The organism is Pseudomonas sp. Leaf48 (genome assembly GCF_001421885.1).
Taxonomy (GTDB): Bacteria; Pseudomonadota; Gammaproteobacteria; order Pseudomonadales; family Pseudomonadaceae; genus Aquipseudomonas.
In genome coordinates this window covers 76,051-99,699 of sequence record NZ_LMLH01000011.1, presented here as the reverse complement: position 1 = coordinate 99,699, position 23,649 = coordinate 76,051, and the positions used below count along the sequence as shown (strand labels likewise).

Genomic DNA, 23,649 nt, shown 5'->3' with positions numbered 1-23,649 from the left:
GGTCGGCCCCCTCTCCCTCCGGGAGAGGGCTGGGGTGAGGGCTGCATTTCCAATGCGAACGCAAAAATCCCTGACTAAAGTAAAACCTCCATCCCCCTTCACAAGGACGTGAAGCATGCCCAACCACCCCACCCTCCCCCTACGCCAATTCGCACGCCATCTACGCACCCACCAAACCGACTGCGAACACCTGCTCTGGCAAAAACTGCGGGCCCGGCAAATCGCCAATCTGAAATTCCGCCGACAGTTTCCATGTCCGCCTTATGTCCTGGATTTTTATTGCGTCGAATTGAAACTGGCCATTGAACTGGATGGCGGTCAGCACTATGAGGTGGCGGGAAGAATCCATGATCTGCGTCGAACCAAGTACCTGCAGGAGCAAGGGATCAGGGTTGTGCGGTTCAGTAATCTGGAGGTGATTCAGCAGATGAGCGATGTGTTGGAGTGCATTATTCGGACTGCGCAGGACTTGAGATCGCGATCCTGATCCGGCAGTGGCCCTCACCCTAACCCTCTCCCACTGGGAGAGGGGACTGACCGTGGGCTTCTCTGGAAATACTGCGGCCTGAGCGTGCTGTACCGAATCCATAATCGACACGATCTCTCAGGTCGATGCATAGCGCCAGACAACTCGATCGGCCCCCTCTCCCTCTGGGAGAGGGCTGGGGTGAGGGGGTGCTTTTGAATCCGCAACAGGGCTTGAGGATCAGGCGCTGACGGGCACTACGCTCAACTCCACCACCTCAGGCCGCTTGACCAGCGCATACACCACCGCCGTCAACAGGCTCCCGGCCACGATCGCCAACAGATACAACAGCGCATGGTTGATCGCATTCGGAATCGCCAGCACGAACAATCCACCGTGGGGCGCCATCAGCTTGCAGCCGAAATACATCGACAACGCACCGGTCAACGCGCCACCGGCCACGCTCGCCGGAATCACCCGCAGCGGGTCTTTGGCGGCAAACGGAATTGCCCCTTCGGAGATGAAGCACAACCCCAGTACGAACGCCGCTTTACCGGCCTCGCGCTCGGTCTGGGCGAACTTGCGCCGGGCAATGAAGGTGGCGATACCCAGGCCGATCGGTGGCACCATGCCGGCGGCCATGGTCGCGGCCATCGGTGCGTAACTCTGCGACGCCAGCAAGCCGACCGAGAACGCATACGCCGCCTTGTTGATCGGCCCGCCAAGATCGACGCACATCATCGCGCCCAACAGCACACCGAGCAAAATGGCATTGGTGGTGCCCATGCTGTCGAGAAACTGCGTGAGTGCACCGAGCATCCCCGCCACCGGTTTGCCGACCACATAAATCATCACCAGTCCGGTGAACAGGCTGGCCAGCATCGGGATGATCAGAATCGGTTTCAGCGCTTCAAGGCTCTGCGGCAGCCGCGCATATTTGTTGATCGCTTTGGCCGCATAGCCGGCGAGGAAACCGGCGACAATCCCGCCAATGAAACCGGCGCCCAGGGTACTGGCGAGCAAACCACCGATCATGCCCGGCGCGAGGCCAGGACGATCGGCGATCGAGTAAGCGATGTAACCCGCCAGCAACGGCACCATCAACTTGAACGCGGTGTCGCCGCCAATCTGCATCAATGCCGCCGCCAACGTGCCCTCTTCTTTGAAGGCGGTGATGCCGAACACAAACGACAGGGCGATCATCAGACCGCCGGCCACCACCATCGGCAACATGAACGACACGCCGGTCAACAGGTGTTTATAGACGCCCGTCTTCTCTTGCTTGGTCGGCCCTTGGGAACTGTTCGAAACGCTTTCCCGCTTGCCTTCAGCCAAGGCTTTTTTCAGCGTCGCTTCGGCATTCTTGAGCGCGATGCCGGTACCGCAACGGTAGATCTTCTTGCCCGCGAATCGCTCGGTGGCGACCTCGATGTCCGCCGCCAGCAACACCACATCGGCCTCGGCGATCGCCTCCGCGCTCAGTGGATTACGCGCACCGACCGAGCCCTGGGTTTCCACTTGCAGGTCATAGCCCAGGCGCTTGGCCGCCTGCTGCAGGGCTTCGGCGGCCATGAAGGTGTGAGCGACGCCGGTCGGGCATGCCGTAACCGCAACCAGTCGCGGAGCATTGTGCGCAACGGCTACCGGCTCGGCGACGACTTCGGCAGGCGTGTACACCTGAGCCTCCTGCGCGCCCCGTCGCAACACCGCTTCAACGTCGTGCAGGGCCTGGGCCGGAGCACTCTGGAACACCCGCTTACCGACGAATCGAGACATATCCACTGGCGCGCTGGTGACCAGCAACACCCACTCGGCGCCTTCGAGGGTAGCAGCCGACATTTGACGCTCAGGGTGGGCGGGATCACTGATTTCGACACTGGTGCTCCAGCCCTGACGCTGGGCCGCCGCATCGAGCAAGCGGGCGCACAGCACGCTGGTGACCATGCCGTTGGGGCAGGCCGTAACGATGGCTAACTTCATGACAAACCCTCTTATTGTTCTGTCAGGGCACGCACGCGTACACCCTTTTCGAGCCGCGCCAGCTGCGCGGCATCGCCAATGCCGAAACCGATCTGGGTGACGGCCAGCGCGGCAATCGCCGTGGCCGTGCGCAGGGTTTGCTCAGGCGTATCGGCACTGAGCAAACCGTGGAGCATCCCCGCCAGCAACGAATCGCCGGCGCCCACCGTACTGGCGACGCCGACCTTGGGAGGAGTGGCATGCAAGGCCGCGCCCACACTGAACCAGTTCACGCCGTCGGCACCGTGGGAGATCACCACATGCCTGATGCCTTGGGCGTGCAAACGCTCAGCCGCATCGGCCTGGGCGGCGACCGAAACCACCCCGTACCCCAGGACCTGGGCCAGCTCTTCGCTATTGGGTTTGACCAGCCACGGACCCGCCTTGATTCCAGCACGCAACGCTTCGCCACTGGTGTCGAGGGCGACGTTCAAGCCCAGTTCCTTCAAGCGCACAATCAACGCCTGCAGCCACTGCGCACTGACGCCTTGCGGCAGGCTGCCGGCGACGACAACCGCATCGTGCCCGGGCGCAATCTGCTCAAGTCGATCAAGCAACGCCTGTTGCGCGGCTGCACTGACCCGCGGCCCCAGACCGTTTATATCGGTGATGCGTCCATCGCTTTCCGCCAGCTTGATGTTGGTACGGGTTTCACCGGGAACCCGGATGAAGGCATCGATAAAACCGCGTCTGGCAAACAGGGTTTCGAACGCTTGCAGGTTGTCCACGCCGAGGAAACCGCTGACGGTCACCTGATGCCCAAGGTCGGCAAGCACCTGGGCCACGTTCACCCCTTTGCCGGCGGCGTGAGTGTGCATGGCGTCGCTGCGGTTGACCTGACCGGGCTCCAGGCGCGGTAACTGAACCGTGAGGTCGAGTGCCGGGTTGAGGGTCAGGGTGAGAATCCGGGCCATTACAGAGCCTCCACTAATGCGCGCACTTCGTTGGCGCTGCCCACGGCCAGAGCCTGCTGGGCAAGCACTTGTGTACGGGCAAGGCTGAGTTCGCGAATCCGCGCCTTGACCTCGGCGATGCTGCGCGCGGACACACTGAGTTCATCCACCCCCAGCCCGACCAGTACCGGCACTGCCAGCGGGTCGGCCGCCAGCTCACCGCACACACCGACCCACTTGCCGTTGGCATGGGCTGCGCGCACGGTGATGTCGATCAGTTGCAACACCGCCGGATGAAGCCCGTCGGCCTGGGCCGAGAGCGTCGGATGACCACGATCGATGGCCAAGGTGTATTGCGTCAGGTCATTGGTGCCGATACTGAAAAAGTCGACTTCCCTGGCCAGGACTGGCGCCAGCAGCGCTGCCGACGGCACTTCAATCATAATCCCCAACTGCAGGTCGGCGACCGGGATTTCCTTGCGCAAGCGTTCGGTCATGTCCCGGGCCTGGCGCCACTCGTCCATGCTGCCGACCATGGGGAACATAATGCGCAGGGGCCGGTTGTCGGCGGCCCGCAGCAGCGCGCGCAGTTGCACCTCCATGATCTGCGGACGCTGCAGGGTCAGGCGAATGCCTCGTACGCCGAGGAACGGGTTTTCCTCCTTGGCGATCGGCCAGTACGGCAGCGGCTTGTCGCCACCGACGTCAAGTGTACGCACCACCAGCGGCCGCCCGGCCAGGCCATCGAGGACACGCCGGTACTCGGCTTCCTGGGTCGCTTCGTCCGGCGCTTGCGGGTGGGCCATGAAAATCAGTTCTGTACGCAGCAGGCCGATGCCTTCGGCGCCCTGCTCGACGGCGCCGATAACCCCGGCGCTTTCACCGAGGTTGGCGAACACTTCGACACCATGGCCGTCGCTGGTCAGCGCTGGTTGATGACGTTGTGCGGCGGCCTCCTGCAGGCGTTGATCGCGACTGTCGCGCTCGGCGATTGCGCGCTGCAAGGTCGCCGCATCGGCATCGACGTGCAGACGACCGCGCTGGCCATCGAGCAGCAACGGTGTGCCTGGCGCCAGCAACAGCACGGCGGCACCGGCGCCGACCAATGCAGGAATGCCCAACGCTCGGGCGACGATCGCGCTGTGCGCCGTGGCGCCACCCCGTGCAGTCAGGATGCCGGCCACGCGAGCCGGATCGAGCCGTGCCACGTCCGACGGGCCGACTTCGTCCATCACCAGAATATACGGCTGATCCGGTTCACTCGGGGTTTCGATGCCACTGAGTTGCGCCAGTACACGACGCCCTATGTCGCGCAGATCCGCGGCGCGCTCGGCAAGCAAGGCATCCTGCAAGGCTTCCTGTTGCCTGGCCGCCAATTCGATGACCGACATCCACGCCGCTTGCGCGCTTTCGCCCTGTTTGAGACGGGTGTCGACCTCATCGGTCAGCTCCGGGTCGTCGAGCATTTCCTGGTGAGTGACGAAGATCTCGCGAATGGCCTTGGCCTTGCTGCGCTCGATCAAACCCTGAATATCCTGGCGCACCTGCTCCAAAGCTTGCTTGAGTTGCTCGCGCTCAATCGCGGCTGACTCTCCGCGCAGCGGATAGTCGATGGCTTGCAGCACCTGAATATGCGCCGGACCGATGGCGATCCCCGGTGCTGCGGCGATGGCCTGGATCTGGCTACCCGACGCCGGGGCCAGCAGCACTTCGGCGAAGTCGGCGACGGTTTCGCGCTGCTGACTCACCGGCGGCAACGGTTCGACTTCTTCACCGAGGCCATTTTCGATAGCCGCCATCAAGGCGGGCAAGGCATCGACAGCGATACTCGGCTCAGCGATCAACTCCAGCACCTGGCCGCGACGGGCGCCGAGGCTGAGCAGCTTGCTCAAACTCTTCACCGACACCGCACTGTCCTGGCCATCGACGATGCGCACGCGAATTTCGCCGGCAAAACCTTTCGCCAGTTGCGCGAGAATTTTCGCCGGGCGGGCGTGCAGACCATGGGCGTTGGCCAGCGCAATGCGCGCACTCGGCCAGTCTGCGGGCAGCTCGCCACCGAGGACTTCCAGCACATGGCGGCGGGTGGTGGCGCGCCCCAATTCGTTGCCGCGCCCTTCAATCAGCAGCGCGCACAGGCGTTCAAGCAATGCCTGATGGGCTTCGCCGAGGCTGGCCAGGCAGAACAACCCGTTCAGCGGCTGCCCGAGGTAACGCAATGGTTTATCCGGCGTAACGAAGGCCAGGCCAGGACGTTTCACCGTTTGTTCGCTGTGCAACCACCACAAGCCATCACCCAGAGGCAGCGCTTCGACCTGCTGCAACACGGCAGAGAAACCGTTGCTCACGCAATCGGCTTGACGCAACAGGCGCGCGCCACGCCAGACCAGTTCTTCGAAATCTTCGGCCGACACACCCAGGCCGATCATTTGTGCATCCAGCGCCAATTCCTGCGGCGCGCCTTGCAGCAGTTTCAGCAGCGCTTGCGCAGAACCGGCACGGCGCAGAGCCTGGCCGAGGTCGGTCTCACCAAGGGCGCGAGTGAGCAATTGCAGCAGGCGCAGATGCTCGTCGGATTTGGCGGCAATGCCGATTGCCAGATAGACGATGTGGCCGTCGCCCCAGTCCACGCCTTCGGGAAACTGCATCAAGCGCACGCCGGTGGTGAACACCTGATCGCGGGTTTGCGGGGTACCGTGGGGGATGGCAATACCTTGACCGAGAAAGGTCGAGCCCTGGGCTTCCCGCGCTTGCAGCCCGGCGAGATACCCTTCGTCCACCAGGCCGTCAGCGACCAGGTGACTGGCCAGCAGTTGCAATGCAGCGGACTTATCCACAGCCGACTGGCCCATGGATATCTGCTCAATAGTGAGCTCGAGCATGCTTTCTCCTTTTTGGCCCCTTGGGGCGCCAGGTATTGTTTTGAGTGAATCAGCCTTGGCGTTTTTGCCAACTCTTTTGGCGGTTGCACGGGCAGAACCGACAAAAGGGATAAACCCCTAAAATACGCTTGCTGAAACGTTTAATCTATAATGAATGGCACGTTACTCGATAATGATCCATCCTTGAAGTCCTACTTGTCGGCTGCGTTACGACAAGGGTCGTCTGCCTGAATCGGGTAGGATTGACGAAAATGTCGAGGCAAGCTCGAAAAAACAAGGAAACAGCGGGTTGAAACTCAGTGATATTGCCCAGTTGGCCGGTGTGTCCGTTACCACCGCCAGCTATGTCATCAATGGCAAAGCCGAACAGCAGCGCATCAGCAGCGCCACGGTCGAACGTGTTCGCGCGGTCGTCGAGCAACATGGCTTCACACCTAATCCCCAGGCCGCCGGCTTACGTAGCCGGCATACGCGCACATTGGGTTTCATTCTGCCGGATCTGGAAAACCCCAGTTACGCACGCATCGCCAAATTGCTTGAGCAAGGTGCGCGAGCCCGGGGTTATCAGCTGTTGATCGCCAGCTCCGACGACGCGCCGGACAGCGAACTGCAGTTGCTCAAACTGTTCCGCGCACGCCGCTGCGATGCGCTGATCGTCGCCAGTTGCCTGCCGGCAAGCGACGACAGTTATCGCCAATTGCAAGCCAAGGGCATGCCGATCATTGCCATCGACCGGGTCATGGAGCCCGAGCATTTCTGCTCGGTGATCAGCGACGACCGCGAGGCCAGCCTGCAACTGACTCGCAGCCTGCTGGAGCCATTACCCAAGCAGATCGTGCTCATTGGTGCCCGCCCCGACCTGAGCATCAGCCAGGAACGCGCCGCCGGTTTCAAGCAAGCTCTCAATGGCTTCAAAGGGGACGTGCTGATCGAAGAAGGCGAGTCCTTCAGCCGTGAGTGCGGCAAGCAATTGATGGAAGATTTGTTGCGGCGCCTGGGTCATTTGCCCGAGGCGTTGATCACTACATCCTACGTATTGCTCCAGGGCGTGTTCGATGCCCTGCATGACTTCCCGCTGAAAAACCGCCGGCTGCGTCTTGGCACTTTCGGCGACACTCAGTTGCTGGACTTCCTGCCCCTGCCGGTCAATGCCATGGCCCAGCAACACCAACTGATCGCTGACAAGGCGCTGGCCCTGGCCCTGGCGGCGATCGAACAGTCCGATTACCAACCCGGTGTACAAGCCATCGCGCGAACCTTCAAACAGCGTATTCGCCAGGAATGAATCGTGGAGCTGATCGACACCCACACCCATCTGGATTTCCCGGACTTCGACGCTGATCGTCAGGCGTTGCTGAGCGCCAGTCGCGCCCTCGGGGTGCGGCGAATCGTGGTACTGGGGGTTTATCAGGGCAATTGGCAACGGGTCTGGGAGCTGGCGCAGAGCGATCCCGACCTGCACGCCGCCTTCGGTCTGCACCCGGTGTACCTGAACGAGCATCGCCCTGAGGACTTGAGCGAACTCGGCGCCTGGCTGACGCGCCTGGCCGGCCATCGGCAATTGTGTGCGGTCGGCGAGATCGGCCTGGACTACTTCATCGAAACCCTGGATCGCGAACGCCAGCAAGGGCTGTTCGATGCGCAACTGCAACTGGCGAATGACTTCAACCTTCCAGCCTTGATCCACGTGCGGCGCAGCCATGCGGCGGTGATTGCCTCGCTCAAACGCTTTCGCCTGAAACGCGCCGGGATCATCCATGCGTTTGCCGGCAGCAAGGAAGAAGCCCGCGAGTACATCAAGCTTGGCTTCAAGCTCGGCCTTGGCGGTGCCGCGACCTGGCCCCAGGCGCTGCGCATGCATCGCGTGCTGGCCGAGCTGCCGCTGGAGTCGGTAGTGCTGGAAACCGATTCACCAGACATGGCGCCCGCCATGTTCCCCGGGCAACGCAACAGCCCGGCGCATTTGCCGGCGATTTGCGAGGCGCTGGCTCAAATCATGGCGATCACACCAGAGCAGCTCGCGGCGGCCAGTACCGCCAATGCACGCGAGCTGTTCAACTGGTAAGCACTGACAAAAAAACCTTGTGAACAAGGGTGTGCTTCAGACCCGGAACGCACTGATCAATTGCTTCAACTCCACCACCTGAGCCGACAATGCACGGCTGGCGTCCTCGGTGTGGTGTGCACCTTCGGCGGTTCGCTCGCCGGCCCGGTTGATTTCGACAATGTTCTGGTCGATGTCGTGAGCCACGGCAGTCTGCTGCTCCACCGCAGCGGCGATTTGCTGGTTCTGGTCAACGATCATGCCGACCGCACCGAGAATGTTTTCCAGCGCCCGCTGGACCTTCTCCGACTGCCCGACCGTACCACTGGCCATCTCATGACTGATGCCCATGGCCTTCACTGCCGCGCCGACACCGCTGTGGAGCTTGACGATCATCTGCTCGATTTCTTCGGTCGACTGCTGGGTGCGCTTGGCCAGAGTCCGGACCTCGTCCGCCACCACTGCGAAACCACGGCCCTGCTCACCGGCCCTGGCGGCTTCAATCGCGGCGTTGAGCGCCAGCAGGTTGGTCTGCTCGGCGATGCTCTTGATCACTTCCAGCACGCGACTGATCGACTGGCTGTCACTGGCCAGTTGATTGATCACCTGCACCGATTGATCGATTTCGCTGGCCAGGGCGGCAATGCTGCCCTGCTGGGATTGCACCAGGCCACGGCCACTGATGGTTTCGTCGTTGACGCTGTGGGCACTGCTCACCGCAGCGGCGGCACTGCGCGCCACCTCCAGGGAAGTGGCCGACATCTGGTTCATGGCAGTCGCCACTTGCTCGATCTGCGTGCGCTGGCCGGCGACGGCCTGGTTGCTCTGGGCCGAGACATTTTCTACTTGTCCGGCCTGGCGCTCGACTTCTGTGACGGTCTGCCCTACCCGTTCGATCAGGTCATGGATTTTCTTCACGGTGCCGTTGAACACCTCGCCCAACTCACCCAGTTCGTCCCGGCTGTCGGCGCTGAAGGTTGCGGTCATGTCGCCCGCAGCCACCTTGTCCATCACTGCCCCCAGACGCTTGAGCGTGGTGCGGGTCGAGGCATAGAAGCCACCGTAAAGGTAAAAGATCAGCACGAAGACGACGGACAGCGCCACGGCTTGCAGAATCATGTGCGTACGGTTCTGATCCAGCCGTTGTTGCAGCTGAGGACCGAGAAACTTCAGCACTGCTTCATTGAGTTGGTAGGTCTGGTCCATCAGGGCGCTGGCCTGATCATAAAACCCCTGCCAAGGCGCATCCAGGGTGTCAGCCATCACCACCTGCTCCTCGAACAGCTCGCTGGCCTTTTTCAAGGACGCCCGGCTGCTTTCGGCCTGAGCGGCCAACGCATCGCGCGCGGCGGCGCTGGAGCCAAGGGAGTCCTGCAACTTCAGGCCGTACTCAGCCTGAAGCTTTTCTATTTGCGCCAGCAATTCATCGAATCGGGTACTCGATGCCGAGTTGAGGAAACCCTGTCCCATCGAATAAGACCCCATCGCCCGGCCTTCGCCGATCATCTGGGTGACACGAGGGGTGACCAGGGTCACCAGTTCGCTCAGCTGGCGCATATCGCTCTGGTTGTCGCGACTCAGGCCGGCCTGGCTGGTGATGACCTGGCTGAAAATCTGCGCGCTGCCTACCAGTTTGCCGATGAGCGCACTTTTGCTTTGCAGGGAGCTTTCTGTTTGCTGGGCCTTGAATGCGGCGATCATTTCATCGCGCTTGCCATCGAACGCCGCGATCTGCTCCGGGTCGGTGGTCGTCGCCGCCAGACCTTGCAGACGGGCCAGAATGTTTTGTTCCAGGGGGCTGATTTTCGATTCGACATTGCCGCCTTTGCCGGACTGGCCAAGGATGACATTGATTTGCACCAGATTGTTCAGGGTTTCCAGATCGCGGCGTAGCGTCAGGCTGCTGCCCAACAGATCGAGGCTCTGCAGTTCGACCCGCGTGCCCTGGAATTCGCGATAAGAGTCGCGCACCAGATAAAAGTTGGTCACCAGCATCGGCACCAGGAACAGCACGCTGATCAGGCTGAACTTCATGCCGAAGCTCAGGCGGTTCATCAGAGCGACAGCGGGATAGAGCAAGCTCTTCACTGGATGTCTCCGTTTCAATTTATTATTTTTATTGGCAGGCGCAGATCGCCAGCAGATCGCCACTATTGAGCGCTGTCTCTGTATATATTAAATCGGCAGGAAGTTTTGTAACTTAAGGTTAACGGCAAGATCGTCCGATGGCCGGGGCTGCCAAGGGACGATCTTTCACGTTATCAGTGCAGGACAGTCCACAACGCAAACCCCGCATACCAGAGCACTGCGGCACGCAGCAGCAACTCCCAGATCCGGTCGAGGTTGTGGATGCCCTCTGGCCCGACTATCGGCGCCGGGATTTCCCCCGCCACCAGCCCGACTTTTTCGATCAACTGCGCGGCGCTGATGTTCCAGTTCAGCAGCTCACTGAGCATTACCCGGCTGACCGCGACAAAATTGCCCACCAGGGCAAGGCTCGCCGCCAGCAGGCGCACCGGCACCCAATCAAACGCATGACGCAGTTGAGCTGCGCGCTCGACCACCGCCGGATTCGTCCCGTGCTCCTCAGCCAGAGCCAGCAGCCGATAGCTCAATGCCGCGACCGGCCCCAGCAGGAAATACCAGAAAATCACTGCGAAAAAGCTCTGGTAAGCCTCCCACAGCAAATGCCCCTGGACTCGCTCCAGCAGTTGCTCGCCATCGTCGGCACAGATACCCAGGTCGCGGTCTGCCACATGGGCTGCCGCCTGCAGATCTTCACGGCGCCAGGCATCCCGGAACGGCCCCAGTCCCGCCAGAAGATCACCACGCCCCAAACTGTAAATCACCACCAGCAAGTGGATCGGCAGCACCAGCAAGCCGTAGGCCACCGGCTCCAGCACCACCAGCAACAAAGCCAGCAGCGCCACGGGCGCCAATACCAGCACCGCCAGTACCAGCCAGGGCCGCTGTGCAAGGCGCGGGTTTGATTCAAGCTTGTTCAGTTCGCGTATCCAGCCGCCGTCGCGCTGTACCTGATGGCGCATAGCCGAAAACTTTTCGATCCACACGGCCAACAGCAAAACCAGAAAACTCATTGTCCTTCCTCTTGTGCCAGGGCGGCACGGTAGCGTGCCCAATCAAACGCCGGCCCTGGATCGGTCTTGCGCCCAGGTGCAATATCGCTGTGCCCGCAGATGCGCTGAGCGGTGATTGCCTTGAAGACGTGTTGCAGTTGCCGGGTCAAGGCAGTCAACGCCCCGTACTGCGCGTCGGTGTACGGCAGATCATCAGTGCCTTCAAGCTCGATGCCTACGGAAAAATCGTTACAGGTTTCCCGCCCTTCGAAACTGGAAATTCCCGCATGCCACGCGCGCTCCAGGCAGGAAACAAATTGTGTGACGCCGCCGTCACGCTCGATCAGAAAATGCGCCGACACCCGCAGGTCGGCAATTCCCTCAAAATAGGGGTGCTCGGTGACGTCCAGACGATTCTGGAAAAATTCCTGCACCTTGCCAGTGGCAAACTGCGCTGGCGGCAAGCTGATGTTGTGGATCACCAGCAGGGAAATTTCACCCGAGGGGCGCTCATTGAAGTTGGGTGACGGGCATATATGCGCGCCCTGACACCAACCGCTCACGGGGTCCAACTGCATACCGGTTCCTGCAATGTCGACTGTGTAGGCCCCAGTATGCCGCGATAGACCCTCCGGGCGCGATCACTTGCCACGATTGAAGCGCTGGAGATTATCGATCGCCGACGCCACCGGGTCAGGGTCGATCATCGGGATTGGAGCCAATACAGTTGCCAGATCGAGAGGAATACCTGCGACGCCTTGGGTTGGCCCATCGCATGGCCCTATAATCGAGCCACTTTGTTTGTGGAGTCCGTTATGCCGAATCTACGTCTCGCCGATCTGACCGTCGAAATCGAAGCCAACGTGCGCCGTGCGTTGCTCGAGGATATCGGCAGCGGCGACATCACCGCACAGTTGATCCCGGCCGAACGCCTGGCCAAAGCCACCATCATTACCCGCGACGCTGCCGTCATCTGCGGTACAGCCTGGGTTGATACGGTATTTCGGCAACTGGACCCACGAGTGGCGGTGCATTGGCAGGTAGCCGATGGCGAACGGGTCATCCCCAATCAGGTGCTCTTCCACCTGGAAGGCCCTGCGCGCTCACTGCTGACCGGTGAGCGCAGCGCGCTCAACTTCCTGCAAATGCTCTCCGGCGTGGCCACCCGCGCGCAGTACCTGGCGGACTTCGTGGCCCAGACCCAGGTCAAGCTGCTCGACACGCGCAAAACCTTGCCGGGGCTGCGTCTGGCGCAAAAGTACGCGGTGACCTGCGGTGGTTGCCACAACCACCGCATCGGCCTGTATGACGCCTTCCTGATCAAGGAAAACCATATCGCCGCCTGCGGAGGGATCCCTCAGGCCATTGCTGCCGCGCACAAGATCGCCCCGGGCAAGCCGGTGGAGATTGAAGTCGAAAGCCTGGGTGAGCTCAAAGAAGCACTGGCGGCTGGCGCCGACATCATCATGCTCGACGAGTTGAGTCTGGATGACATGCGCGAAGCCGTACGCCTGAACGCCGGCAAGGCCAAGCTGGAAGCCAGTGGCGGGATCAACGAAAGCACGTTGCTGCCCATTGCACAGACCGGGGTGGACTACATTTCGATCGGCGCGATGACCAAGGATGTGAAGGCGGTCGATCTGTCGATGCGATTGAGTATCTGATCACTCGTGCTGCAGGAGCGAGCGTGCTCGCGATGGTCGTTAACGATTACGCGGGTTTACTGGTTAAACGTGGCGCTCTCGGGTCCATCGCGAGCATGCTCGCTCCTACAGTTCAACGATGCTCAAACCACCAGATTGTTCATCTCGCAGTACTCTTCCCAGTCGACACCCAAGACTTCGGCCGCCTCTTTGTGCAGCGCCAGACGGGCAGCCTCGAACTCCTCCGGGCTCGAGGTGTACTTGAGGCTCAACTCCCACGGCTGCAAACCCTGGGCTTCGGCTTCATCCTCGAACGCCCACTGAATCTGGTCTTTCTGATCATCCGGACTCAAGTCCTTGATCTCTTCCTTCAATTCGGGCACATCCAGCACGTACTTCTTGAGGGCTTCTTCGTGTCTGGCTTCTTGGGTCATCTGTTTAACGGTCATGGCGTTCTCGCTGATCTGGGAATGGAAGATGGATCTGGATCTTCAAGGATCTCTCTTGACGCAAAAACCGGCTTAGGCCCGGTTTATCTGGCCTTCAGAACCATTCTGGATCATTGGAAAACTGCTGGGCGGAGCTCAGGCAGGCTCCGAATATAGGACGTTTGGCAGAGGATTTATATGCATCTTCACATCAAATCTGCAAAAAATATGTATGCAGGAGGTTCGACAGGCACGGGGAAGCGCGATGACCACTCAACCGCCTGATGGCCACTGCCCATCAGGCTTCCAATCGAACGGTACTGAGCGTGGAGCCGTTTTCATAGGCTCCAACCCTCTCGGTATTGGCAAATAAACGCTGCGACTTGTTCTGCCGGCATCGGTCTGGCAATCAGGTAACCCTGTATCTCGTCGCAGCCCAACTGCTGCAAGTAGTCCAGCGTTGCTTGATCCTCGACGCCCTCGGCTATTGTGTGGAGGTTAAGTGCATGCGCCATCTGAATGATCGCGCGTACGATTGATTGGTCATTGACGTTTTGACATAAGTCTTTCACGAACACCTTGTCGATCTTCAGCTTATCTATGTCGAAGCGCTTTAAATAGGCCAAGCTTGAGTACCCTGTGCCAAAATCATCCACAGATACCACCACGCCAAGCTGTTGGAGTCGTCGCACCGTGGAAAGTACATGTTCGGTATTACGAATAAGCACCGACTCCGTAAGCTCAAGTTCAAGGTAATAGGGGTTGAACTCATATTCGTTCAAGGCGCGGCGAATTGTATCTTCGATATCACCGTGACTGAATTGTACAGTCGAAAGGTTTACTGCAATGCGTATAGGAGGAACCCCTGCCCTACGCCACTCCTGCCCCTGACGGCAACATTCGCGCACGACCCAATCGCCGATCGGCACAATAAGACCACTTTGCTCTGCAATCGGAACAAACATCTCAGGGAGAGTTATGCCTTTTTCAGGATGCCGCCAGCGCAATAAAGCCTCCACCCCTGAAACAAGACCGCTTTGAAGGTCAACCTGGGGTTGATAATGCAGTTCAAACTCTCCTACTTCCAGCGCTTTGCGTAATCCGACCTCCATACGGATAAAGTCGGCCGCTTCGTGATCAAGTCGCTCATCAAAAAAACAAATCGAGTTTTTGCCACCGCCTTTAGCACGAGTCATCGCAGCAGTGGCATTGCGCAAAACCTTGTCGAAAGTTTCACCATCCTCGGGAAACCGGGCCACGCCCATCGTCGCCGAGGTATATATGTCTTCTTGGTTAACGTCCATGACCTCAGCCAAGCGGAGTTTAACATCGTGCAAGAGCCTCTGTATTTTCGCTAATCCACCCACTCCATTGAGAAGCAGGAAAAACTCATCGCTATCCTGATGACTTACAGTGTCTGATTCATGCACACAACCGCTCAGGCGTTTAGCGACAATACGCAGCACTGCATCTCCCGCTGCATGCCCAAGCGATTCGTTGATGGTTGTGAAGTTGTTCAATTTAAGCGCAACGAATACCCGCCTGAGACGCTGCCCCTCCCTGTCATTCATCGCTTGCTCGAAACGGTCCTGTAGCAGCGACCGGTTCGGTAAACCGGTCAATGCATCCCGCGTAGCAAAAAACTCGGCTTTTGCCTCAGCCTCTTTGCGCTTGGTTATATCCATCGCCATCGTCAGATAGCCGGTGATGACACCATGCTCATCACGCAACGGTGCCTGGGTAACGCTGAAATGATCGCACTGCCTGTCCCGATAAGAGCGAACGACCTCACGATCTACAATGGTTTCGCCTGCGAATACTTCCTGACGAACGTATTCCATCTCTTTAGCCATGTCAGGAAGTACACGCTCAAGCCTTTGCCCGACCAGTTCGCTGGCTGGCCACCCTAGAAGTTTTTCTGCGGCTTCATTCGCCAGGGTTATAACGCCAACAGTATCTCGCGTCATTACAGCAATAGGCGACTCTTCGATAATTGTCTGACTGAATCGATATTCAGCGTCCCTGGCTTTATAGGCCTCTTGTTCAGCACTTATGGCATTGAGCTGTTTCACCCACGCGCGATAAGTCAGACACCAGAGCAGTACCGTAATCAATGCAAACAGAATAACGAAGCCAATAATCAGGTTCCGCTCAGTAACCCAAGGTGCGAGATAAGCCTCCAACCCTACGCCTACGAGAACGCAAATCGGATACTTGTCCATACAGCGGTATCCGTATGAACGCAGAACTCCATCTTGCGGTGCAACGTTTACAAATTTCCCTGAAAGTCGAGAAGTGCGCCGCGCGACGATCATGGGCGCATCTTTTCGAATAATTAGCGGCTCTCCCGGCGTAACCACACCTGAAGGGTAGCGGATTACGAAACGCCAGCTGTTGTCATTAAATATGGAGAAGGAGTCAGACGAACCGCTGGAAATTTTGGCAAATCGGTCATTAAGCGTACTGATCGGCAGCACGAGGGTAACAATACCGGCAAACGCCCCTTGCTGCGTACGAATTGCCCTGGCAAAAATAATATCCCAAGTTTGGGTTATACGACCAACCATAGGGTCGCTTATTACCATGCCCGCTTCGGGATCATCACGCAAACGTTTGAAATAATCACGATCGCTAGCAAAATTCTGTGATCGCCCCTCTGCACCGAAAACAACTTGGCCATCTGCGTTCACCACCCGCATCCCTACCATGGAAGAGAGCACAAACAGATGCTGCCTGAGCACCGGTTCAACGAACTCCGGGCGTAGCTCCCCGATCGTATATTGACGCTCGATTTCACTCGCCACCGCAGTCAAAGTGCGATCGATATTCTCGAACTGGCTGTTAAAATCCGAAAAGAGAAGTAGCGACAGGTTGTCAGCCTGGATGGAGACTTTCGTCTCGTATTGCTCACGTGTCGTACTCAACCACTCCCATGCCCCCGCCCAAACGATGAGATTGAGCAACAACAAACCTGGCAAAAGCAACGCACTGGTACGATTTATGCTCATAACTTGCTACCAGTCATTTTTACCGTTGGCTGAGCTGCTTCAAGCCCTTGAGCAGAGCAGACACTCGCTTTTTATATACTGAAAGCCTGAGGCTAGCAGGAGTTGGAGGCCAGAGCTGAGTTTCCCGGTAAAAGCGCAGGTCATTTACCAGATCAAGTTAGCCTGCCTCTGCCGCAGATTCGCGGAGGCAATGTGGGCTGGCGCTTATTGTGGTTTGGGTAACCCATGACATCGAAAATGGTGCCCGAGACAGGAATCGAACCTGCGACCTTCGCGTTACGAGTGCGCTGCTCTACCGGCTGAGCTACACGGGCGGTGGGCTAAACCTAGCACCGGTCCCGGGCGCCGGCAACTTTGAGACAGATCTTTGCTTTTATGACAGGCAAAAAAAGACCCCGCAGTTTTCACTGCGGGGCCTTTTTTATAACGTTGAAGCAATCAAGCAGGGCTGATTAAACGCCCGAAGCCTTGGCTGCTGCTACGTCCTTGATGGACAGCTTGATACGGCCGCGGTTGTCCACGTCCAGTACCAGTACTTCCACTTCCTGACCTTCTTTGAGGATGTCGGTCACTTTCTCTACGCGAGCGTCGCTCAGCATGGAGATGTGTACCAGACCGTCCTTGCCCGGCAGGATGTTGACGAATGCGCCGAAGTCGACGATGCGCTCAACTTTACCAACGTAGATCTTGCCGATCTCGGCTTCAGCGGTGATACCCAGAACGCGCTGACGTGCAGCTTCAGCCGCTTCCTTGGTTTCGCCGAAGATCTTGATCGAACCGTCGTCTTCGATGTCGATCGAAGCCTTGGTTTCTTCACAGATCGCACGAATGGTCGCGCCGCCTTTACCGATGACATCACGGATTTTGTCGGTGTCGATCTTCATCGCGATCATGGTCGGAGCGTTGGCCGACAGTTCGGTACGCGACTGGCCAATGATCTGGTTCATCTGGCCGAGGATGTTCAGGCGCGCTTCCAGGGCTTGGCCCAGAGCGATTTCCATGATCTCTTCGGTGATGCCCTTGATCTTGATGTCCATCTGCAGCGCGGTAACACCTTTGGCGGTACCGGCTACCTTGAAGTCCATGTCGCCCAGGTGGTCTTCGTCACCCAGGATGTCGGTCAGGACAGCGAATTTCTCGCCTTCTTTAACCAGACCCATGGCGATACCGGCAACCGGTGCCTTCATCGGTACACCAGCGTCCATCAGGGCCAGGGAAGCGCCACAAACGGAAGCCATCGAGCTCGAACCGTTGGATTCGGTGATTTCCGAAACCACGCGGATGGTGTACGGGAACACGTCAGCGGCAGGCAGCATGGCCGAAACCGAACGACGGGCCAGACGGCCGTGACCGATTTCACGACGACCAGCACCACCCATGCGACCACACTCGCCTACCGAGAACGGAGGGAAGTTGTAGTGCAGCATGAACGGGTCTTTTTTCTCGCCTTCCAGGGTGTCCAGCAGTTGTGCGTCACGGGCGGTGCCCAGAGTCGCGACTACCAGAGCCTGGGTTTCGCCACGGGTGAACAGAGCCGAACCGTGGGTCTTGGGCAGAACACCAACTTCGATGTTCAGTGGACGTACGGTCTTGGTGTCGCGGCCGTCGATACGTGGCTTGCCGTTTACGATGTTTTCGCGAACGGTGCGGTATTCGATTTCGCCGAAAGCAGCTTTGACTTCGCTGGACGAAGGCTGGCCTTCTTCACCGGACAGCTTGGCAACGACCTGATCCTTCAACTCGCCCAGGCGAGCGTAACGGTCGGCCTTGACGGTGATGGTGTAAGCCTGGGAGATCGCTTCGCCGAACTCGGCACGGATAGCGCCCAGCAGTTCGGTGGCTTCTGGCGCAGGAGCCCAGGTCCAGGTTGGCTTGGCAGCTTCGGCAGCCAGTTCTTTGACAGCGTTGATCACAACCTGGAACTCGTCGTGAGCAAACAGTACAGCGCCCAGCATCTGGTCTTCGGTCAGCTCTTTGGCTTCCGATTCAACCATCAACACGGCGTCGGAGGTACCGGCAACAACCATGTCCAGGCTCGAAGCAGCTTGCTGCTCGTAAGTCGGGTTCAGCAGGTAGCCGGTGCTTTCGTGGAAAGCAACGCGAGCGGCGCCGATCGGGCCATCGAAAGGAATGCCGGAGATCGCCAGGGCAGCCGAGGTACCGATCATCGCAGCGATGTCCGGATCGGTCTTCTTGCTGGTGGAAACGACGGTGCAGACAACCTGCACTTCGTTCATGAAGCCTTCAGGGAACAGCGGACGGATCGGGCGGTCGATCAGTCGGGAAGTCAGGGTTTCTTTTTCGGAAGGACGGCCTTCACGCTTGAAGAAACCGCCAGGGATCTTACCGGCAGCGTAAGTCTTTTCCTGGTAGTGAACAGACAGAGGGAAGAAGCCCTTACCTGGATCGGCTTGTTTTGCACCGACTACGGTCACCAATACGCTGACGTCGTCGTCAACGGTGACCAATACTGCGCCGGATGCCTGACGGGCGATACGGCCGGTCTCGAGGGTAACGGTCGACTGACCGAACTGGAATTTTTTGATTACCGGGTTCACGGTGTCCTACCTTCTTTGTGGCTCTTGGGGGAACTGGTTTCTTGCGAAATTCTTGGGCAATGTCGGGAATCGGCCCAACGCCTGTCCAGGGTAAAACGTATATCCAGATAAAACTTGAGGCTGGGAGCCTGCCATGCGCCAGCGGGAAACCCGCTGACGCACGACAGACAACCAACCTCTAGCGCAATCGCTTATTAGCGACGCAGACCCAGGCGAGCGATCAGAGCGCTGTAACGGCTCACGTCCTTGCCTTTCAGGTAGTCCAGCAGCTTACGACGCTGGTTTACCATGCGGATCAGACCACGACGGGAGTGGTGGTCTTTACCGTTGGCCTTGAAGTGACCTTGCAGTTTGTTGATGTTGGCGGTCAGCAGTGCAACTTGCACTTCTGGCGAACCAGTGTCACCAACAGCTTGCTGGTAGTCAGCAACGATTTGAGCTTTTTCTTGAACGTCGAGAGCCATGAGGCAATCCTTTTATCAGGAAACTGTTTCAGAAAAACAGTTTCAACAGGCCAGGGACAAATCCCTGTATCTAAAAAAGAGTAGTGACCGTGCCTGTTGACAGCCACCCTCGCCAGCCTGCTTTGACACAGACTGGTTTCGGTCACTCTGACCGAATCAAACGACGCGGCGCGATGCGCCCGTCTTCGCTCACTTCACCGATCCCGATGAAGCGACCATTGTGATCCTGTACCCGTACCATGCCGAACTTCGGTGCTTCCGGGGCACGTACCGGCTGGCCGTTGAGCCAGTAGAACGCGCTCGCTTCCGAGAACTGCAACAGTGGCCAGTCGAGCAGGCCGCTGTCCGATGGCATCAGAAAGCGATCGACCGCTTCGTTGCCGCCTTCGGCATGTACCGCTTCGAGCTCTTCGAGGGTAACCGTTTGCGCCAGGGTGAAAGGCCCGGCCTGGGTACGTCGCAGTTCTGCAACGTAAGCGCCACAACCGAGTTGCTCACCGATATCCTCCACCAGGGTGCGGATATAGGTACCTTTGGTGCAATCCACTGCCAGCCGCGCAGTATCACCTTCGAAGGCCAGTAATTCCAAGCGCGTAATAGTAACAGAACGCGGTTCGCGCTCCACTACTTCACCTGCACGAGCCAGTTTGTACAGCGGCTGACCGTCACGCTTGAGGGCAGAGTACATCGGCGGTATCTGACTGATTTGCCCACGAAATTTCGGCAGCACAGCCTCGATATCGGGGCGACCAACGGTCACCGGCCGCTCCTGCAAAACCTCACCCTCGGCATCCGCCGTGGTGGTGGTCTTGCCCAATTGCGCCAGGGTTTCGTAACCCTTGTCGGAATCGAGCAGGTACTGCGAGAACTTGGTGGCCTCGCCGAAGCACAGCGGCAACACGCCGGTGGCCAAGGGGTCGAGACTGCCGGTGTGGCCGGCCTTCTCGGCGTTGAGCAACCAGCGGACCTTCTGCAGGGCCGCGTTGGAGGTGAACCCCAACGGCTTGTCGAGCAGGATGATGCCGCTGACGTTACGACGGATACGTTTGACCTGAGCCACCGGTTACTCCTTGGTGTCTTCGGCTTCTGCCGCAACCGGATGCTGATTGTCTTCAGCCACTGCACGCTCGATCAAGGCCGACAGGTGCGCACCACGCACGACGCTTTCGTCGTAGTGGAAGTGCAACTGCGGAACGCTGCGCAGCTTCATTTCTCGGGCCAACTGCATGCGCAGGAAACCGGCGGCAGAGTTCAGCACCTTGATGCTTTGAGCGATTTCTTCGCTGCTGTCCTGGCCCATCACGGTGATGAAAATCTTCGCGTGACCAACGTCACGGCTGACCTCCACTGCGGTAATGGTGACCAGGCCAACGCGCGGGTCTTTGACTTCACGACGGATCAACTGTGCCAGCTCGCGCTGCATCTGATCGCCGATTCGTTGGGTACGGCTGTATTCTTTTGCCATGTCTTGTTACCTGTTACTGCCCCACGGTGAAACCCGTGTGGTCTGAAAGCGGCAAACGCCCGGCCTGACAAAAGCCAGACCGGGCGTTGCGTTTAGAGTCCGACTGATGCGCCGTGCATTTGCATGCGGCTGCCCATCACGGCTCTTGAAGTGCGCGAGTTAGAGGCTGCGAGCAACCTGAACCTTCTCGAAGACTTCGATCTTGTCACCGACCTTGACGTCGTTGTAGCTCTTCACGCCGATACCGCATTCCATGCCGGCACGTACTTCGGAAGCGTCATCCTTGAAGCGGCGCAGGGATTCCAGCTCGCCTTCGAAGATAACGATGTCTTCACGCAGTACACGGATCGGACGGTTACGGTGAACAGTACCTTCAACCACCATGCAACCGGCGATCGCACCAAACTTCGGCGAACGGAACACGTCACGCACTTCGGCGATGCCCAGGATGTTCTCGCGAACGTCGCTGCCGAGCATGCCGGTCAGGGCTTTCTTGACGTCTTCGATGATGTCGTAGATCACGTTGTAGTAACGCATATCCAGACCTTCCTGCTCGACGATCTTGCGGGCACCGGCATCGGCACGCACGTTGAAGCCAAACAGTACAGCGTTGGAAGCCAGTGCCAGGTTGGCGTCGGACTCGGTGATACCACCGACACCGCCACCGACCACTCGTACTTGCACTTCGTCGTTGCCCAGGCCGTTCAGGGCACCGTTCAACGCTTCCAGCGAACCACGGACGTCGGATTTGAGGACGATGTTGAGCGTCTTCTTCTCTTCCTGACCCATGTTTTCGAAGATGTTTTCCAGCTTGCCGGCGTGAGCACGGGCCAGCTTGACTTCGCGGAACTTGCCTTGACGGAACAGAGCCACTTCACGGGCTTTCTTCTCGTCGGCAACCACGCTCATCTCGTCGCCTGCGTCTGGAGTACCGTCCAGGCCGAGAATCTCGACAGGGATGGCCGGACCGGCTTCCTTGATTGGCTTGCCGTTCTCGTCGAGCATGGCACGTACACGGCCGTAGTTCGAACCGACCAGGACCATGTCGCCCTGGCGCAGAGTACCGTCTTGAACCAGAACGGTAGCCACCGGGCCACGGCCCTTGTCGAGGCGGGACTCAACCACAACACCACGGCCAGGAGCCGATGGAGTAGCGGTCAGTTCCAGAACCTCGGCTTGCAACAGAACGGCTTCGAGCAGTTCGTCGACACCAGTACCCATCTTCGCCGAAACCGGTACGAATGGAGTGTCACCACCCCACTCTTCCGACGTCACGCCGTGAACCGACAGTTCACTGCGGATGCGGTCGAGGTCAGCGCCCGGCTTGTCGATCTTGTTCACTGCGACAACCAGCGGAACGCCAGCAGCCTTGGCGTGCTGAACGGCTTCGATGGTCTGAGGCATCACGCCGTCGTCCGCCGCAACCACCAGGATCACGATGTCGGTCGCCTTGGCACCACGGGCACGCATTGCGGTAAACGCGGCGTGACCAGGGGTGTCGAGGAACGTCACCATGCCACGGTCGGTTTCAACGTGGTAGGCACCGATGTGCTGGGTGATACCACCGGCTTCGCCAGCAGCAACCTTGGCACGACGGATGTAGTCGAGCAGGGAAGTCTTACCGTGGTCAACGTGGCCCATTACGGTCACGACCGGCGCACGGGAAACTGCCTCGCCTTCAAACTTCAGGGACTCGGCCAGGGAATCTTCCAGGGCGGTGTCGCTGACCAGGGTCACTTTGTGGCCCAGCTCTTCGGCAACCAGCTGGGCAGTTTCCTGGTCCAGTACCTGGTTGATGGTCGCTGGGGTACCCAGTTTGAACATGAACTTGATGATTTCAGCAGCCTTGACCGACATCTGCTGAGCGAGATCGCCAACAGTGATGGTCTCGCCGATCTTCACTTCACGCACGACAGGGCCGGTTGGGCTCTGGAAACCGTGGGCGTTGCGCTTCTTCAGCTTGGCCTTGCCGCGACCACCACGACGGAAGCCATCGCTTTCTTCGTCGGTAGTACGTGGGGCAACACGTGGTGCTGGCGCCTTCTCTTTGACCGATGCGCGATGCGGAGCGTTTTTACGCTCGCCATCACCACCGCCACTGCGACGATTGCTGTCGTCTGCACGAGGCTTGTCCGGACGGCGCTGTTCGTTCTGCTTGTTACGAACGTCAGCAGACGGTGCTGGAGCAGCGGCGACTACCGGTGCGCTTTCACGTACTGGTTCGGCAACTGCAGCAGGAGCTGCAACGGCGTCGTTAGTAGCGTTTTGCGCAGCAGCAGGCTGGCGACGCGCTTCTTCTTCGGCGCGGCGCTTGGCTTCTTCTTCAGCCTTCTGGCGTGCAGCATTTTCTACTGCGCGACGTTCATCCAGTTCGCGCTTGCGCTCGGCTTCGATTTCTTCCGGGCTGCGTTGTACGAAGACTTTCTTCTTGCGTACTTCAACGCTGATGCTTTTGCTGCCAGCAACACGCAGGGTGCTGGTGGTTTTACGCTGCAGCGTAATCTTGCGTGGTTCTTCCACTTTCGCCTTGTGGCTGCTTTTCAAGTGAGTCAGCAACGATTGCTTCTCACTGTCAGTCACATTTTCTTCGGCGGCGGTGTGCGGCAGACCTGCCTCACGCATCTGCTGCAACAGGCGCTCTACCGGTGTTTTGACCTCATCGGCCAGTTGTTTCACCGTGACTTGCGTCATGCACTTCTCTC

17 protein-coding genes and 1 tRNA gene are annotated in these 23,649 nt (G+C 58.9%); 4 read left to right on the top strand and 14 right to left on the bottom strand.

Going from position 1 to position 23,649, the window contains the following annotated elements:
* The first annotated feature begins 115 nt into the window (after positions 1–115).
* On the top strand, positions 116–487 hold the full coding sequence (locus ASE98_RS25725) for an endonuclease domain-containing protein (protein ID WP_082457514.1): 372 nt from the start codon (positions 116–118) through the stop codon (positions 485–487).
* A gap of 219 nt (positions 488–706) precedes the next feature.
* Here the strand turns inward: ASE98_RS25725 and ASE98_RS10055 are convergent, their stop codons facing one another.
* From ASE98_RS10055 to ptsP, 3 genes are read right to left on the bottom strand one after another with little or no spacing between them, the layout of a single operon-like run.
* Positions 707–2,446 carry a PTS fructose-like transporter subunit IIB gene (locus tag ASE98_RS10055; protein ID WP_060541215.1) on the bottom strand — a complete coding sequence of 580 codons (1,740 nt, stop codon included), beginning with the start codon at positions 2,444–2,446 and terminating at the stop codon, positions 707–709.
* A gap of 11 nt (positions 2,447–2,457) precedes the next feature.
* Positions 2,458–3,399 (bottom strand): 1-phosphofructokinase, encoded by a 942-nt coding sequence (gene pfkB / locus ASE98_RS10050; RefSeq protein WP_060541214.1) that lies wholly within the window; start codon positions 3,397–3,399, stop codon positions 2,458–2,460.
* On the bottom strand, positions 3,399–6,260 hold the full coding sequence (gene ptsP / locus ASE98_RS10045) for a phosphoenolpyruvate--protein phosphotransferase (protein ID WP_060541213.1): 2,862 nt from the start codon (positions 6,258–6,260) through the stop codon (positions 3,399–3,401). The genes pfkB and ptsP overlap by 1 nt, the downstream gene beginning before the upstream one ends.
* A 289-nt stretch (positions 6,261–6,549) precedes the next feature.
* Between ptsP and cra the strand changes: the two genes are divergently transcribed.
* Together cra and ASE98_RS10035 are read left to right on the top strand one after the other, a co-directional pair.
* The gene (cra, locus tag ASE98_RS10040; protein WP_060541212.1) at positions 6,550–7,545 is read left to right on the top strand and encodes a catabolite repressor/activator; all 996 of its coding nucleotides are present in this window, start codon (positions 6,550–6,552) and stop codon (positions 7,543–7,545) included.
* A 3-nt stretch (positions 7,546–7,548) separates the two neighbouring features.
* Positions 7,549–8,325 carry a TatD family hydrolase gene (locus tag ASE98_RS10035; protein ID WP_060541211.1) on the top strand — a complete coding sequence of 259 codons (777 nt, stop codon included), beginning with the start codon at positions 7,549–7,551 and terminating at the stop codon, positions 8,323–8,325.
* Positions 8,326–8,361: 36 nt separating this feature from the next.
* Here ASE98_RS10035 and ASE98_RS27710 read toward each other — a convergent pair whose 3' ends face one another.
* The 3 genes from ASE98_RS27710 to ampD all read right to left on the bottom strand — a co-directional run bounded on the left by ASE98_RS27710 (position 8,362) and on the right by ampD (position 11,959).
* On the bottom strand, positions 8,362–9,066 hold the full coding sequence (locus tag ASE98_RS27710) for a methyl-accepting chemotaxis protein (protein WP_371318100.1): 705 nt from the start codon (positions 9,064–9,066) through the stop codon (positions 8,362–8,364).
* Between the two features lie 1,499 nt (positions 9,067–10,565).
* Positions 10,566–11,402, bottom strand: a complete 837-nt coding sequence (gene ampE, locus ASE98_RS10025) for a regulatory signaling modulator protein AmpE (RefSeq protein WP_060541209.1) — start codon at positions 11,400–11,402, stop codon at positions 10,566–10,568.
* Entirely contained in the window at positions 11,399–11,959 is a 561-nt protein-coding gene (ampD, locus tag ASE98_RS10020; RefSeq protein ID WP_060541208.1) for a 1,6-anhydro-N-acetylmuramyl-L-alanine amidase AmpD, read from the bottom strand. Before ampD ends, ampE begins: the two co-directional genes overlap by 4 nt.
* Before the next feature lie 237 nt (positions 11,960–12,196).
* Here ampD and nadC point away from each other — a divergent pair, with 237 nt between their 5' ends.
* Positions 12,197–13,045 (top strand): carboxylating nicotinate-nucleotide diphosphorylase, encoded by an 849-nt coding sequence (nadC, locus tag ASE98_RS10015; protein WP_060541207.1) that lies wholly within the window; start codon positions 12,197–12,199, stop codon positions 13,043–13,045.
* Between the two features lie 122 nt (positions 13,046–13,167).
* Here the strand turns inward: nadC and ASE98_RS10010 are convergent, their stop codons facing one another.
* From ASE98_RS10010 to infB, 8 genes are all read right to left on the bottom strand, one after another.
* Positions 13,168–13,473, bottom strand: a complete 306-nt coding sequence (locus ASE98_RS10010) for a DUF6388 family protein (RefSeq protein ID WP_060541206.1) — start codon at positions 13,471–13,473, stop codon at positions 13,168–13,170.
* 317 nt (positions 13,474–13,790) lie between these two features.
* Positions 13,791–16,460, bottom strand: coding sequence for a bifunctional diguanylate cyclase/phosphodiesterase (locus ASE98_RS10005; RefSeq protein WP_060541205.1), 2,670 nt, complete (start codon positions 16,458–16,460; stop codon positions 13,791–13,793).
* A 238-nt stretch (positions 16,461–16,698) separates the two neighbouring features.
* A tRNA-Thr gene (locus ASE98_RS10000) sits at positions 16,699–16,774 on the bottom strand.
* Positions 16,775–16,912: 138 nt separating this feature from the next.
* On the bottom strand, positions 16,913–19,018 hold the full coding sequence (gene pnp, locus ASE98_RS09995; RefSeq protein ID WP_007915263.1) for a polyribonucleotide nucleotidyltransferase: 2,106 nt from the start codon (positions 19,016–19,018) through the stop codon (positions 16,913–16,915).
* A 194-nt stretch (positions 19,019–19,212) separates the two neighbouring features.
* Complete coding sequence (gene rpsO, locus ASE98_RS09990) at positions 19,213–19,482, bottom strand: 30S ribosomal protein S15 (protein WP_011332409.1); 270 nt, start codon at positions 19,480–19,482, stop codon at positions 19,213–19,215.
* A gap of 142 nt (positions 19,483–19,624) precedes the next feature.
* Complete coding sequence (gene truB, locus ASE98_RS09985; RefSeq protein WP_060541204.1) at positions 19,625–20,542, bottom strand: tRNA pseudouridine(55) synthase TruB; 918 nt, start codon at positions 20,540–20,542, stop codon at positions 19,625–19,627.
* Between the two features lie 3 nt (positions 20,543–20,545).
* Positions 20,546–20,947, bottom strand: coding sequence for a 30S ribosome-binding factor RbfA (gene rbfA, locus ASE98_RS09980; RefSeq protein WP_060541203.1), 402 nt, complete (start codon positions 20,945–20,947; stop codon positions 20,546–20,548).
* Positions 20,948–21,106: 159 nt separating this feature from the next.
* Positions 21,107–23,638: a translation initiation factor IF-2 gene (infB, locus tag ASE98_RS09975; protein ID WP_060541202.1), complete on the bottom strand. Its 2,532-nt coding sequence runs from the start codon at positions 23,636–23,638 to the stop codon at positions 21,107–21,109.
* Positions 23,639–23,649 lie beyond the last annotated feature (11 nt).

Excerpts from the sequence above, each read along its gene's own strand:
- ASE98_RS25725 (WP_082457514.1), top strand. The coding sequence starts at position 116 with ATGCCCAACCACCCCACCCTCCCCCTACGCCAATTCGCACGCCATCTA.
- ASE98_RS10055 (WP_060541215.1), bottom strand. The coding sequence starts at position 2,446 with ATGAAGTTAGCCATCGTTACGGCCTGCCCCAACGGCATGGTCACCAGC.
- pfkB (WP_060541214.1), bottom strand. The coding sequence starts at position 3,399 with ATGGCCCGGATTCTCACCCTGACCCTCAACCCGGCACTCGACCTCACG.
- ptsP (WP_060541213.1), bottom strand. The coding sequence starts at position 6,260 with ATGCTCGAGCTCACTATTGAGCAGATATCCATGGGCCAGTCGGCTGTG.
- ASE98_RS27710 (WP_371318100.1), bottom strand. The coding sequence starts at position 9,066 with ATGTCGGCCACTTCCCTGGAGGTGGCGCGCAGTGCCGCCGCTGCGGTG.
- ampE (WP_060541209.1), bottom strand. The coding sequence starts at position 11,402 with ATGAGTTTTCTGGTTTTGCTGTTGGCCGTGTGGATCGAAAAGTTTTCG.
- ampD (WP_060541208.1), bottom strand. The coding sequence starts at position 11,959 with ATGCAGTTGGACCCCGTGAGCGGTTGGTGTCAGGGCGCGCATATATGC.
- nadC (WP_060541207.1), top strand. The coding sequence starts at position 12,197 with ATGCCGAATCTACGTCTCGCCGATCTGACCGTCGAAATCGAAGCCAAC.
- ASE98_RS10010 (WP_060541206.1), bottom strand. The coding sequence starts at position 13,473 with ATGACCGTTAAACAGATGACCCAAGAAGCCAGACACGAAGAAGCCCTC.
- ASE98_RS10005 (WP_060541205.1), bottom strand. The coding sequence starts at position 16,460 with ATGAGCATAAATCGTACCAGTGCGTTGCTTTTGCCAGGTTTGTTGTTG.
- rpsO (WP_011332409.1), bottom strand. The coding sequence starts at position 19,482 with ATGGCTCTCGACGTTCAAGAAAAAGCTCAAATCGTTGCTGACTACCAG.
- rbfA (WP_060541203.1), bottom strand. The coding sequence starts at position 20,947 with ATGGCAAAAGAATACAGCCGTACCCAACGAATCGGCGATCAGATGCAG.
- infB (WP_060541202.1), bottom strand. The coding sequence starts at position 23,638 with ATGACGCAAGTCACGGTGAAACAACTGGCCGATGAGGTCAAAACACCG.